Below are 12814 nucleotides of genomic sequence, written 5' to 3' on the forward strand. Positions count from 1 at the left end.
AAGACCCAGGCCCTCCGTCCAGGGGCACGGTGGTGGAGCCACCCTCGCAGCACGGCCGGACCCCCTGGCTCCCCCTGGAGGCACGTCACACATGCACGCGCGGCGGTGGTGGGCAATCGCGCTCGCGGGAACTCTCGCGGGCTGCATCGTGGAGCGCGGTCCTGGAGATGACCCTGACTGGGATGATGATGGTTCCGGTCAACCCCCTCGGCCTCGACCCACGGAACCCGAGCCCCAGTCGGGTCCTCCGGACTTCCGGGTGGAGTTCCTGTCGGGCCCTTCGGTCCTCGGCGCGGGTGAGCAGCAGGTCCAGGCGCGCCTCTGCAATGACGGCGTCGCCTCCGGCACGACCGAGGCCGCCTTCTTCCTCACGTCCCCTACCTCCAGCGCGAGCCAGCTCCTGTTGGCCACCAGCACCCGGCTGTCGCTGCGTGCTCGGGAGTGCAAGGAGGTCTCCGCGTTCATCAGCGCGCAGGCGACGCCCGAGGGTCGCTACACCTTGAACGCCCGCGTGGACCCGGATGGCCTGGTCAACGAGAGCGACGAGGCCAACAACACGCGCCAGGGCGACGCGCTCACGGTGGACCGCACGCCTCCGGAGACACCGCAGCCCACCTGGGGCCCAGCGGGCTCGGGGACGACGCGCGACCTCACGATGCACATGGAGTCGGGCGCCACGGTGCGCGTGTACCAGGGCCCGGGCTGCACCGGCCGCGAGGTGGCCAACACCGTGGTGGGACAGAGCGCCTACTGCGAGGTCCCCCTCCGCGTCCCCACGACGCCGGGCGCGACGTATTCCGCGCGAGCCTATGACTCCGTCGGCAATGCCTCACATTGCAGCCCCACGGTGGACTACCCGTATGGCGGGGGCGGAGGGACGCCACGCATGGCGCCCGTGCTGCTCAGCACGTCGCCGACGTCTCCGGGTGGCAGCCTCCAGCCCGTCTTCAGCGGACGCGCGGAGCCCTTGGTCTCGGTTGAAATCTTCAAGAGCGCCACGTGCCAGGGCCCAGTGGAGAAGGTGCTCACGACGGATGACCGGGGCATGTTCCATGTCACGATGACCGTGGTGAAGGGCGGCAAGGTGACGGTGTCCGCGCGCGCCCGGGATGGTGGCGACTACTCCACGCCGTCCAACTGCTCCAACCCGCTCGAGTACCAGAACGACGGCACGCCCCCGGAGCCGCCACGCATCATCGACGTGAAGTGGCAGTACCTGAACACGGGGCGCGAGCTGTGGGTGACGGGCACCGCGGAGCCCTTCGCGACGGTGGGCCTCTTCATCGACGTGCCCTGCACGGGAACTCCCGAGCGCACGGTGCAAGCGGATGCGCAGGGACGCTTCACCGCGAGCGCGCCGTTTGGCGCCGGTGGAAGTCACCGCGTGTTCCTGGCGGCGAAGGACGCCGCGGGCAACATCTCCACCTGCGCGGAGGGCCCCGCGTATGAGCTTCGCTGCCCGCCGGGCACGGCCGACTGTGATGGCCGCTCGTCCAACGGGTGCGAGGTGGACCTGACGGTCAACCCGAACAACTGTGGTGCGTGCGGCAACGTGTGCCAGGACGGCCCCTACGCGGAGGGCGTCTGCGTGGCGGCGACGTGTGGCAGCACCTGCGCGCCGGGCTACTACGACTGCGACGGCAAGGCGTCCAACGGCTGCGAGTCCCGGACGGTGTGCCAGCCCTCCGCCTGCACCATCGACAAGCCGAGCGAGTTGATGGTGACGCACCTCTCCGTGGTGGAGGACCCGGTGCGCACGGCGCCCGGTGGCGCGTGGCACTTCGGCACGGTGATGCGGGAGCTGACGGGCGGACAGGACCCGTCTCCGCTGGTGCGCGCCTGGCTGAAGACGTGGCTGACGAAGCAGATGGTGAACGGGCTGGAGTTGCCGCCGCGTCCGGAGATGCAGACGAAGGTGCTGGGGCCGTGGGAGGCGCGCAGTGGCGGGCCCTCCGCGCCGCTGGACTTCAACACGGCGCCGTTCCGCCTGCTGGCCATCGTCAACCGCATCGACCTGCGGCAGCCGGGCCTCCAGGCCGGAGAGGGCCGCCTCATCTACGGCGTGGTGGGACCGAACGGCGCGCCGCTCGAGTTCACCCTCATCCTGGAGTACGCCCTCCCTGGCGGCACGCCGGAAGCCATCCAGCGCTGGGGCGCGGACTGGCATGACCTGGGCAAGGTGAAGGTGGGCAACGCGGGCTACAACGCGAAGCTCCAGGCGCTCACGGACCGCTTCACGAAGGCGGGCGTGATGTCGGGCCGGCACCAGGGCAGCGCGCTGAACCAGATTCGCACCAACGAAATCGAACTCGAGGAGCCCTGGGAGATGCGCGAGTTCGTCCTCTCGCCGCTCGGCCTGATGCCCACGACGGTGAAGCTCACGCCCGCGATGCACTTCGAGAACACGCAGATGCTCGCCAGCTTCCTCACGCAGAACACGGCGGACGTGCTCGCGGAGCGGCACGTGGTGCCCGACAGCATGGGAGGCATTCCGTTCCTCGGCGCGCACTCGCTCGTCCCGCTGGACTTCTTCTGGCGCTCGCCCGGGGTGTCGAACGAGGTGCGCCACAAGTTCTCCCTCAACACGTGCAGCGGCTGTCACTCGGGGGAGACGCAGACGGAGTTCGTCCACGTCGCGCCCCGCGTGAAGGGAGCCGCCTCCGTGCTGTCTCCCTACCTCCGAGGCACCACGGTGACGGACCCGGTGACGAAGTCCGTGCGTCCGTTCGATGACCTGACCCGGCGCGCGGAGGACCTCAAGGCGCTGGTGTGCACGCCGACGACGGGGCTCCGCGCCGCCGAGTGGATTCCCTCCAACCTGCCGGCGGCCCGCGTGCACTGAGCACCCAGGCGAACGCATGAACTTCGGGGCCCGGGGAGCCAGTGCTCTCCGGGCCTCGTCCGTTCGGGGTGTCTGCGATTCAGGTTAGGCTTTGGCCATGGCCCTGCCCGCCCATCACTACGCCCGCGCCGCGCTGAAGGCGGAGCTGCACGTCCAGGTCGAGGTGGTGGAGGTCGTGCTCCCCGCCGTCACGCCCGGGAACGCCTGGGTGACAGGCCGAATCGCTCGCGTGTTCAAAGGCAAGCCCGGGTTCCTCTCCTCTCGCGTCACCTTCGAGGTCCCCTGCCGTCGCCCTGGAGACAGTCCTCCCCCCAGCGGCATCCGCTGGAAGGACACCGAGGCGCTGGAGAAGGCGGCGGTGATGGAGGTCTACCTCACCCCGCACGAGGGCCGATACCACGTCGCCGGGTACAGCACCGTGCTGCTCGAGGCCGTCACGGATGAACCCCAGCGGACCTTCACCGAGGAAGACGGGCAGCCGCCTGTCCCTCCCAGGGCTCGCATCCCCCGCTGGGGCGTGCTCCTGCTCATCGCCGCCGGGGCGCTGGCGGCGTTCCTCGTCATCTCGTGAGAGGCGCCGCGGTCACCGCCCGAAGCCGCCCATCGCCGTGCGGCTGAAGCTCGCGGCGCCCTGGCTCACCTGCACGGCGGACTGACTGAACACCTGGAAGGCGGAGCGGATCTCCTGCTCCGAGTGGCCCGGCGTCAGAATCCACTTGTCGTCGATGCCCATCTCCCGGAACACGCGCCGGAAGTCGGTGCTCCCGTCGTGAATGCCCATCGCGGCGACGATGTGGTTCTCCGCCCGCTTCATGTCATTCACCAGCGCCGCCACGTCCTTCGCCTTCGCGTGGCTGGAGGAGCAGTCCCCGCCATCCGTAATCAGCAGCGTCACCGTGCGCACCGGCACGCCGTTGCCGCTGAACTCCTGGGCCTTCGCCAGCACCGTCCCCAGCAGCACCACGGCCTGGTCATACAGCGGCGTCCCCTTGTCCGCGCTGTAGTTCCCCTTGTGCATCCGCACCACGTCCTCCAGCGGCCGGTAGGGATTGAGCGCGTGGCCGTTCAGGTAGCGCGTGTGGAAGAGGACGCCGTCCTTCTGCTTGCTCGACATCAGCGCGTCGAGCACCAGGTTGTGCCCATCGCACACCGTCTTCGTCTGGCCCGCGCCGTCGATGCTCGCGGAGTCGTCCGGCATCACCGTCACCAGCACCACCTCGCTGGCCTGCACATCCTCCACGCAGACGCCGAGCCCCGCCTGGATTTGTGCCCCCAGGTCCACCACCGTCAGCGCCTGCAAGCTGCCAGGGCTCAACAGCCCTTCCGCGTGTGCATCCTCGAAGAGCTGACTCACTCCATTGTTTGTCCCGCTCATGTCATCGCTCCTTCGCCCTCGCGAAGAGGGCATGGCTCCGCCCGTCTCGCTCCCCTCGGAGCGAGGCCGGGTCTCCGGGTTCGTGTCGTCGTCAGCGGCTCAGCCGATGCGCAGGTCCGGCCAGGTCGTCAGCGGGTCGGTGGACTTCACCAGGTGCATGCCCGCGTCCGCGAAGCGCTTGAGCGCCGCGTCCGCTTGAGGCGTGAAATCCGCCGCGAAGCCGCCCTTGCCGTCCGGCACCGTCACCGCCGACATGCAGTCCGTCAGCAGGTACACCTTGCGCGCCAGCGCCGCGTCCTGCGCGACGATTTCGCCCAGCAGGTCATCGATGGAGCTCTTCACGCAGTGGCTGGCGGCCTGGCCTCCAATCACCACCGCGTCCGCCGTCAGCAGCGTCTTGAGGAACTGGGTGTTGCGCTGGGCCAGCGGCTGGCCGTCATGCCGGCTGAGCACCTCCGGCCGCAGCACCGAGTAGTTCTCCGTCAGTGGGTTGCCGCCCTTCACCTCCGCCCACGACTGCATGCCGCGCACGTAGGAGTGGAACAGCCGCGCCTCCTGCACCACGCCCGCCAGCGCGTGGCCGTCTCCCCCCAGGAGGCAGTGCGGCGGCCAGAGGTACAGCGTGTACTTGCCCGCGCGCTCCAGCTCCTCGCAGTAGTACTTCACCTGCTTGAGCAGCCAGGGGTAGTTGCCGCCGCACAGCCACTTCGCCATCGCGGGGTGGGGCCTCGCCTGGCCGCGCTCGATCTGCTCGCGCGTCACCTCGCGGTACGGCGTGAGCGGCTGGTCGTCCTGGTCCACCCAGAAGGACGGGAAGAAGATCTGGTAGGCGAAGTGGGTGTCCAGCGTGGCCGTCACGTTCGTGAGCGCGCCGAGGTTGCGGTAGATGAACTCCGCGATGCGCTGGCTGTCCTCCACGGCGCCTCGGCCACTGCGGCCGGCGACGTAGAGCGAGCCCTCCGGGAAGCAGAAGTCCTTCTGCACGTCGATGAGCAGCAGGTGCAGGTTGAACACGTCCGCCGTGGCCGACGTGAGCCCATGCGCGCCCTTCCACGCCCCCGCCTCGCGCTGGAGCTTCCCCGCGTCCGCGCCATAGCCATACATCCCCGCGTGCTGCGCCCGGTAGAAGCCGGGCATCGGCAGTTCCTTCAGGTGCTTCTTCATCGCGCTACCCCCTCTTTCGTCTGTCCCGGAAAGCCCAACGTCCGTTCACGCCATCCGCAGCGTGGTGAGGTCCTGTCGGCCCACCACCAGCAAGCCCTGTCGCGTCAGCAGGAGCTGACAGCCCGAGTCCACGAAGGGCTCGGTGTCGGGGAACTCCCGCGCCGTCTCCAGCCGCCCGTTGCGCGACTCCACGCGCACCAGCCCCGCGTCCGTGGCGACGAACAGCGCCTCTCCCATCGCGCACCGGCCGCTCTGGAACGCGCCCCCCAGCCACGAGCCATCCCCCGCGACGGCCACCCCTTGCGCGCGCACCTGTCCGTCGGAGCCCAGCACCACGCAGTGGTGCACCGTGCGCCCACCCGCCTCCTCCGCGAGGAACAGCCACGCGAGCGGCCCGTCGAAGACACAGTCCGCGTCCACCAGTTGCCCCGACGGCCACGGCAGCTTCAGCCCGTCCTTCAACCCCACGCGCTCCGCATCGAAGACGAACGCGTCTCGCAGCCCCCCCGCGCGGTGGAACCCCACCCCGAAGCGAGGCCCCACGAACAGCCGCGTCTGTCCTTCGAGCACATCGCCGATGCGCTCGGGGCCATGCGCTCCGTTCCGCCACAGCCCACCGCCCACCGCCCAGTAGCGGTGCCTCGCGTTCGCGGCGAAACACGGCCGCCCGTCCAGCACGTCCACGCTCAGCCGCTCGGGCCCAGGTGAAGCAGCGGGCCCCTCGGTCAGCACCGCCACCGTGCCCCCTCGCCCCACCAGCGTCACCGGCCCCTGCAGCTCCCAGCGCAGCGACGGGTCCAGCGCACCGTGCAGCACGACCCGGCCGTCCTCGCGCCGGTACGCCCCCTGCTCGTGATACAGCCAGCGCGGCGCACCGTTCTCCACGCTCACCCGGAGCACGACGCCTCGGGTGGAGAACAGCCGCGTCGCCGTCACCTCGCCTCGCACCGCGGACACGGGCGTCGCCGCCGCCACCGCGTTCGGCTGGCAGGTGGGGCAGGTGGCTCGCGCGTGCTCCACACCACACGATGCGCACGCGGTGAAACGAAGTCCCTCCAGGAGCGGCAGCGGAAACTCGCCGCGCAGGTCCTCCACGAAGACGCGGTGGAGGTGGTGGAGCAGGTCGTCCGGCAACGTGCGCAGCGGCAGCGCGGGCTTCGGGTACTGCACCTCCGGATGGAAGACGGTGATGCGCTGGAGCAGGCGCCCCGTCGGCGTGGTCCGCGCCGTCGGCGACTTCGGCCGATGCACCCCTCCGTGCGGCCCCACGCACAGCAGCGACTGCATGGCCGCCACGGTGAAGGCATACCAATCACTCACCTCGGACGCGGCACACGCGGGGACCAGCCCCTTCGCGGTGCCCAGCCGCACCGGGTCCAGGAAGCGCTCGGTGAAGAGCAGACACACGAAGCTTCCGAACTGGAAGCTGTCCGCGTCGATGAGGTGCGCGTCCGCTGTCCCCGTCACCAGCACGTTCAAGTCATTGAAGTCACCGACAACCACGCCCGCCGCATGCACTCCCGCGAGCGTCCGATGCAGGCTGCTCAGCACCTCCACCGCCCGGGCCGATGTCGCCCCCGCGCGCCGGAAGGACGGCTCCGCGAAGCGCCGCAGCGTCTCCACGTTCTCCAGCTTGCGCATCGCATAGCCGAGCACCGTCCGCCCCGACTTGTCCGTCGCGAGCGCCTGCGGTGTCACCACCCTCCCCGGCAGCCCCGTGGGAAAGACCCGCAGCTTGTGCTGATGCTCCGCCAGCCGGGCCCTCGCCGCGTCCTGCTCCGCGTCCAGGCCCGTGTAGTCCGGGTGCTCCGGCGGCTTGAACACCTTGAGCGCTCGGCCATCCCCCAGGTCGAACACATCCGCCTCGCCGCCCTTGCCCAGCGCCTTCGCGGGGCTCAGCCGGACTCTCTTCCCCTCGAGCCAGACGTCCATGGCCTCATGCCCTCCCCACCCGTCGGCGCAGCACCACCATCGTCGTGTCGTCCGGGAGCAGCCCCGGCGTGCGCACCAGCCGTCGCGCATCGAAGTCCGCGCGGACCGACTCGCGGTTGAGCATCGCGAGCCTGCGCCTCAGCGCATCCGGGTTCTCGAAGTAGCGGTCCTCCGTCCAGAACCGCGACAGCGGCCCCACCGTCTCCTCGCTCGAGGGGAGCGACGCGGCCCCCAGCTTCGCCAGGTCCGCGACCCCATCCGTCCCCAGCAGCAGCGCGTGCACGTCCGCCGTGGGCACCAAGGCTCGCGTGACGAACGACGTGTCGTCCCCCCGAATCAGCGCATACGCGAGATACGGCGGCGCGTTGTTGGGGAACGGCCCCAGCGTGTGCACGTCCCCGTTGAGGGACCAGACCCCATCTCCCGCGGAGAAGACGAGCGTGTGAGAGGGCGTCACCACCGCGCCCACCACCGTGAAGAGGAAGTCCCCCAGTGTGTCGCGGCCGAGCTCCCCCCGAAGCTCGCTCAGCAGACACAGCACGTCCTCTCGCAGCCCGGGAAGAAACCCGGCTTCATCCACACGCCCGTCTTCCGCCAACCGCGTCAGCGCCGCCTGCGCCACCCCGCGCACCCCCAGCTGCGCCCCCAGCTCGCTGCACGCCTGGCTTCCACAGCCATCCGCCACCACCAGCGCCACCCCGTGCTCACTCCCCCGCACGCACCACGCATCCTGGTTGTTGCGCCCCGCCCGGGCGTGCTCCCGCCCGACCACCGAACCCGCGGCGACCTCGAATGGAAGTGGAGTTCGTGTATCCATGACACCAACATAGTGTCGAACAGACACTATGTCAACGCCATCGCCCGCGGCCTCCGGCGGGAGGGGACACGGGGAGCGTGCGGGGAAGCAGAGGCGGCGGCTCAGAGCTCGAAGTTGAAGCCGGCCTTCTCGAGCTGCCGGTACTTCTTGTGGTCGAACCGGTACAGGCGGGCGGCGCGGTGGGCGACGTCCTGCTCCACCTCGTCCAGCTCCTCCAGCAGGTCCATGGCCAGGATTTTCTTGCGGAAGTTGCGCTTGTCGAGCTCGCGCTCCAGCACGATTTCGTACAGGCGCTGCAGCTGGGTGAGCGTGAACTTGGGCGGCAACAGCTCGAAGCCGATGGGCTGGTAGCGCACCTTGCCCTTGAGGCGGAGCAGCGCGGTGTTGAGGATGTCCGCGTGGTCGAACGCCAGCTTGGGCGTGTCCCAGACGGAGAACCACGCCGCCTCGCGCGCATCGGTGGCCGCGCGCAGCACGTGCGCGCTCAGCTTCACCAGCGCGAAGTACGCCACCGTGACGACACGGCCCCGAGGGTCTCTCTCCGGCGTGCCGAAGGTGAAGAGCTGCTCCAGGTGCCCAGGGCGGATGCCGGACTCCTCCTCCAGCTCACGCCGCGCGGCCTCGTCCAGGGACTCGTCCATCCGCACGAAGCCACCGGGCAGGGCCCAGCGTCCCGCGAAGGGCTCCACGCCGCGCTGGATGAGCAACACCTTCAGGTCCTCTTCGTCCAAGCCGAAGACGACACAGTCCACCGTCAACGCGGGTCTCGGGTACTCGTAGGTGTGGCTCACGGGTGCCGGCATAGTGTCCACGGCACACCCGAGTCAACGAGCGCCGAGGTGACGCTACGCGTTCACCATGCGCGACAGCTTGTGCCAGTCGACCAGCTGGACGCTCTCCTCCGCCAGGTCGAACTCCACCGAGCGCCGCAGGCCAATCACGTCGCCGCCCATCTGGAAGGGCACGTCGCGGTCGAAGTCCATGCGCAGGCGCTGGACGAACCAGTCGTTCATGTGCGGCATGGGGTGCGCGCCGCGCCACAGGCGGAACATGTTGCGCGTGGCCTCCATCACGCTGGCGCCGTAGACACGCACGGACAGCCGGTGGGGCACCGCCTGCGCGAAGGGGAAGGCCTTGAAGCCGAAGCCCCACTCGGGCGTGGTGGCCGCGCCGGCGACTCCCGCGGGGCCCTCATACAGCAGCGCGCCCTTCTGCCCTCCCGGCACGGGAATCACGTTGCCCTGCGCGTCCACGGTGAGCGCGTCGTCGCCCATGTTGTAGACGGACACCCGAGGGTTGCCGGAGCCGAACATGTGCCGAGGCACCGTCCGCGTGAACATGGCGGACAGGTACCCGCGAAGCCCCGCCTGCTGGCTGCGCAGCGGACCCGAGGCGGCGAGCTGGTCCTTGAAGTCTTGAATCATCTCCGCGTCCCAGCCCGTGCCCGCGAACGGCGCGACCTTGCCGTCCACGCGCACCAGGGAGAACGGACGCAGCGGCGGCAGGCGCTCCCCCACCGCGGCGATCTGCTTGAGCGCCACCGCGGGACGAGGGGCGCCGGTGACTCGGGCCCACGCGTTGCCGGTGCCCATGGGCAGCACGCCGATGGCGGGCAGCGCCACGCCCGCCGCGCGCAGCTCGTTGAGCAGCCCCGTAATCGTGCCGTCGCCTCCTCCCGCCAGCAGGAGCGAAGGCGGGTTGGGCCGCAGCTGGTCGGAAATCCAGTGACGGGCCTCATCCAGCGAGCGGGTGAGCGCGACGCGGGCTCGGGGAAGGAAGCGCTGCACCAGCCCGCCGACTCCCTCGGAGCCGCGGCGTGCACGCAAATTGACGAGAACCGCGATGTCGGTCATGGCGGGCGGACTTTCCTCGGGCCGTGTCATAGCCCGGTCACGGCCCGCGTTGGCGGCACCGAGACGACAATGGGGACTTCGCACTACGAGTGCGTGAACAACCCGCTCGGGGAGATACTCCGAGCCTGCCTGCCCCCCAAGAAGGCGACCGTGGCCAGCACGCCTCCCGCCACGAGCAGCCGGCGCAGGGTCCTCTTGCGACGGGAGGAGACCTCCCCGCACAGGGCGGCGGTCGGAGCCTGGCGTTCCCTATCGGCCTGTCGGGCCCCGGCGATGCGGGCCAGTCCCCTCCAGGTCCGGACGGGAGGTCCCACCTGGACCTCCGCCTGGGGCTCCCGGAGGACGCGGAGGATGGCGCGGGCCACCCGCTCCGGCGCGTGGACCGGCTCCTCCGGCCCCAGGCGCCAGTCGGTGTAGTTGGCGGTGTGGTGCCACAGAGGGGTGTCGACGGCGGCGGGCATCACGGTGCAGACGTGGATGCCCGTGCCGAGGAGCTCCTGGCGGACGGAGGCGGTGAAGCCTCGCACCGCATGCCTCGAGGCGGCGTAGGCGCTGACGAAGGGCGCCGTCACCCCGGGCTGGGACGACGAGACATTGACGAGGGTGCCGTACCCCTGACGCCGGAACCAGGCCACGGCGGCCCGGGTGCCCTGGACGGTCCCCAGGAAGTGGGTCTCCAGGAGCTGGCGGAAGGCGTCGTCCGGCGTCTCCTCCAGGCTGCCCGTGAGGTAGTCCCCCGCGTTGTTGATCCACGCGTCGAAGTGGCCAAAGGCTCGCACCGCCTCCCAGGCCAGCGCTTGCGCGGAGTCGGCGCCAGCTCCGTCCAGATGGACGGGGAGGGCCCGCACCCCCAGGGCTTCACACTCACGGACCAGGTCCCCCAGGGGGGCCTCCCGCCGGGAGGCGAGCACCAGTTGGACGCCCTTCCTCGCGAGGGCACGCGCGGTGGCGCGGCCCGTGTCATTGGACGCTCCGGTGATGACGACGACGCGGTTCTTCCATCCACGACTCATGTCCGCGGCCCTCCCCCCTGGGTGAGACGGTGCCTGGTGCCAGTGGCCTCAGGGCGAAGATGGGGATTCCGGCCGGGAGCGCCTTGGCGCCGGGAGGGCTCCCCCGGAGGGCGGGCGACGCGGCGGTACCAGCGCTCGGACGGGTGTCCACCCTCGGGATGGCACGAGAGGGTTTGAAGGAAGACGGAGGGGGCTGGTATGTGAATGCGGCTGGTGGGCGGGCGACGGAACGCGGCCTGCATTGGGCGCCACGCAATTCCCTTCCAAGCCCACGAGAGGCGCGGCATGCGAGCCATCCTGTTCATCCTGAGCTGCATCCTCCCCCTGACGGCCTTCGCGGCCCCCCGTCGCATGGTCGTCGCCAGCGGCGACTGCAAGGACGCGGAGCTGGGCAGCCAGGCCAATGCCTTCCTGGGTGCTCTGGTGTCCCGCCCGGAGCAGGACATCCTGAGCGCCACGGGGTTCAGCGAGCGGCTCTTCCCCCAGCCCACCCGGAGCTACGAGGACCTCCAGCGCCAGCTCGACGCCGCCCAGGACCACTTCTACGAGAGCCGCTACGGCAAGGCGGCCCAGGCGCTCGACGAGGCGCTCCAGCAAATCGTCCGGCTGCCGGTGGGCGAGGCGCGCTGGAAGCTGTTCGAGAAGGCCCAGCTCCTCCACGGGCTGAACTACCGCGCCATGGGCCGCGTCAAGGAGAGCGACGCCGCGTTCCGGAACGTGCTGCGGCTCGACCCCACCCACAAGCTCGACCCGGACTTCTTCGCGCCCTCGGTGCGCCAGGCCTTCGACAAGCTGCGGCGGGAGCAGAACGCCGCGCGCAAGGTGAAGCTCTCGGTGCGCACCATCGTCCCGGACGCGGAGGTCTATCTCGACGGGAAGAAGGTGGGCCAGACGCCGCTGGCCCTCGACGTGCCCGCGGGCACCTATGACCTGACCCTGGTGAAGGACGGCACGGTCAGCTTCCCCCGGCAGCATCAAGTGCAGGGCGCGGACACGCCGCTGCTCGTGGACCTGGCCTATGAGGGCTCTGTCACCGCCACGCCGTTCCCCTGTCTGGCCGCGCCCGACAGCAACGATGAGAAGGTGCTGAGCCACGCCGTCCGGCTGGGCGGAACGGTGGGCGTCGAAGAGGTCATCGTGGTGCGCCTGGAGCGCCCCAGCAGCGGGCCCAAGTGGTTCGCGGCCACGGTGCTCAACGTCGAGGGGGGCCAGAAGCTGCGCGAGGGGGGCTTCAAGACCCAGGGGCTGGATGCTCCGGCCGAGGCCCTCTCCGCCCTGGTGGACTTCGTCACCACGGGCCGCTCGCACTCCAACCTCCTGGTGATGAACGCCAACGGCCGGCCGCCTTGGGAGCAGCCCGCGAAGGGTGACAAGTCCGCCGTCCCGGGAGGGGCCTCGGACCTGGACGCGCCGGACCGCCTCACGGAAGGCGTCGCGGGCGCGGCGTCCTCCTCCACGCCGAGGCTGCGCGTCGCCTCGTATGTCTTGATGGGCGTGGGGGTCGCCGCGCTGGGCGGCGCGGGCGCGGTGCGCTTGATGGCGCAGAAGGACGTGAATGACCTGGAGAAGCGGATGAAGAACGGACGCATCCTCTCCACGGACCAGGACTCCCTGCGGCTGCGCGACTCGCTGATTCAGAAGAACAACCTGCTCACGGGCCTGCTCGTGGGCGGTGGCGCCGCCGCGGTGACGGGAGCGGTGCTGTTCTTCGTGTCGCCTTCCCAGGTGGCGCCGCCGCCGGTGTCGGTGGGCGTCGCGGCGGATGGCGAGGCCGTCTCCGCCAGTCTGTCCGGTTCCTTCTAGCCTTCCTGTCCTCGG

At 70.2% G+C, this 12814-nt stretch carries 10 protein-coding genes; 3 read left to right on the top strand and 7 right to left on the bottom strand.

Annotation, left to right across the window (positions count from 1 at the left end; all coding sequences use genetic code 11):
* The first annotated feature begins 91 nt into the window (after positions 1-91).
* Both MYSTI_RS41245 and MYSTI_RS38795 read left to right on the top strand, forming a co-directional pair.
* On the top strand, positions 92-2842 hold the full coding sequence (locus tag MYSTI_RS41245) for a CARDB domain-containing protein (protein ID WP_015353341.1): 2751 nt from the start codon (positions 92-94) through the stop codon (positions 2840-2842).
* 97 nt (positions 2843-2939) lie between these two features.
* On the top strand, positions 2940-3413 hold the full coding sequence (locus tag MYSTI_RS38795; RefSeq protein ID WP_015353342.1) for a hypothetical protein: 474 nt from the start codon (positions 2940-2942) through the stop codon (positions 3411-3413).
* A gap of 12 nt (positions 3414-3425) precedes the next feature.
* On the opposite strand, the gene MYSTI_RS38800 is transcribed toward MYSTI_RS38795, so the two are convergent.
* The 7 genes from MYSTI_RS38800 to MYSTI_RS38830 form a co-directional block, all read right to left on the bottom strand.
* Positions 3426-4217, bottom strand: a complete 792-nt coding sequence (locus MYSTI_RS38800; RefSeq protein ID WP_015353343.1) for a hypothetical protein — start codon at positions 4215-4217, stop codon at positions 3426-3428.
* Between the two features lie 99 nt (positions 4218-4316).
* Positions 4317-5381 carry a cysteine hydrolase family protein gene (locus tag MYSTI_RS38805; protein WP_015353344.1) on the bottom strand — a complete coding sequence of 355 codons (1065 nt, stop codon included), beginning with the start codon at positions 5379-5381 and terminating at the stop codon, positions 4317-4319.
* 45 nt (positions 5382-5426) lie between these two features.
* Complete coding sequence (locus tag MYSTI_RS38810) at positions 5427-7313, bottom strand: hypothetical protein (RefSeq protein ID WP_015353345.1); 1887 nt, start codon at positions 7311-7313, stop codon at positions 5427-5429.
* A gap of 4 nt (positions 7314-7317) precedes the next feature.
* Complete coding sequence (locus MYSTI_RS38815) at positions 7318-8130, bottom strand: protein phosphatase 2C domain-containing protein (protein ID WP_015353346.1); 813 nt, start codon at positions 8128-8130, stop codon at positions 7318-7320.
* A gap of 101 nt (positions 8131-8231) precedes the next feature.
* Positions 8232-8933, bottom strand: a complete 702-nt coding sequence (locus tag MYSTI_RS38820) for an NUDIX hydrolase (protein ID WP_015353347.1) — start codon at positions 8931-8933, stop codon at positions 8232-8234.
* 42 nt (positions 8934-8975) lie between these two features.
* Entirely contained in the window at positions 8976-9983 is a 1008-nt protein-coding gene (locus MYSTI_RS38825) for a diacylglycerol/lipid kinase family protein (protein WP_015353348.1), read from the bottom strand.
* 83 nt (positions 9984-10066) lie between these two features.
* A complete protein-coding gene (locus MYSTI_RS38830; RefSeq protein ID WP_015353349.1) occupies positions 10067-10996 on the bottom strand; it encodes an SDR family NAD(P)-dependent oxidoreductase in 930 nt (309 codons plus the stop codon).
* Positions 10997-11281: 285 nt separating this feature from the next.
* Here MYSTI_RS38830 and MYSTI_RS38835 point away from each other — a divergent pair, with 285 nt between their 5' ends.
* A complete protein-coding gene (locus tag MYSTI_RS38835; protein ID WP_015353350.1) occupies positions 11282-12799 on the top strand; it encodes a PEGA domain-containing protein in 1518 nt (505 codons plus the stop codon).
* The last annotated feature ends 15 nt before the right edge of the window (positions 12800-12814 follow it).

This window comes from Myxococcus stipitatus DSM 14675, assembly GCF_000331735.1.
Classification (GTDB): domain Bacteria; phylum Myxococcota; class Myxococcia; order Myxococcales; family Myxococcaceae; genus Myxococcus; species Myxococcus stipitatus.

Bases quoted from the DNA above. Each gene is read 5' to 3' on its own strand.
- MYSTI_RS41245 (WP_015353341.1), top strand. From the start codon at position 92: ATGCACGCGCGGCGGTGGTGGGCAATCGCGCTCGCGGGAACTCTCGCG.
- MYSTI_RS38795 (WP_015353342.1), top strand. From the start codon at position 2,940: ATGGCCCTGCCCGCCCATCACTACGCCCGCGCCGCGCTGAAGGCGGAG.
- MYSTI_RS38800 (WP_015353343.1), bottom strand. From the start codon at position 4,217: ATGAGCGGGACAAACAATGGAGTGAGTCAGCTCTTCGAGGATGCACAC.
- MYSTI_RS38805 (WP_015353344.1), bottom strand. From the start codon at position 5,381: ATGAAGAAGCACCTGAAGGAACTGCCGATGCCCGGCTTCTACCGGGCG.
- MYSTI_RS38810 (WP_015353345.1), bottom strand. From the start codon at position 7,313: ATGGACGTCTGGCTCGAGGGGAAGAGAGTCCGGCTGAGCCCCGCGAAG.
- MYSTI_RS38815 (WP_015353346.1), bottom strand. From the start codon at position 8,130: ATGGATACACGAACTCCACTTCCATTCGAGGTCGCCGCGGGTTCGGTG.
- MYSTI_RS38820 (WP_015353347.1), bottom strand. From the start codon at position 8,933: ATGCCGGCACCCGTGAGCCACACCTACGAGTACCCGAGACCCGCGTTG.
- MYSTI_RS38825 (WP_015353348.1), bottom strand. From the start codon at position 9,983: ATGACCGACATCGCGGTTCTCGTCAATTTGCGTGCACGCCGCGGCTCC.
- MYSTI_RS38830 (WP_015353349.1), bottom strand. From the start codon at position 10,996: ATGAGTCGTGGATGGAAGAACCGCGTCGTCGTCATCACCGGAGCGTCC.
- MYSTI_RS38835 (WP_015353350.1), top strand. From the start codon at position 11,282: ATGCGAGCCATCCTGTTCATCCTGAGCTGCATCCTCCCCCTGACGGCC.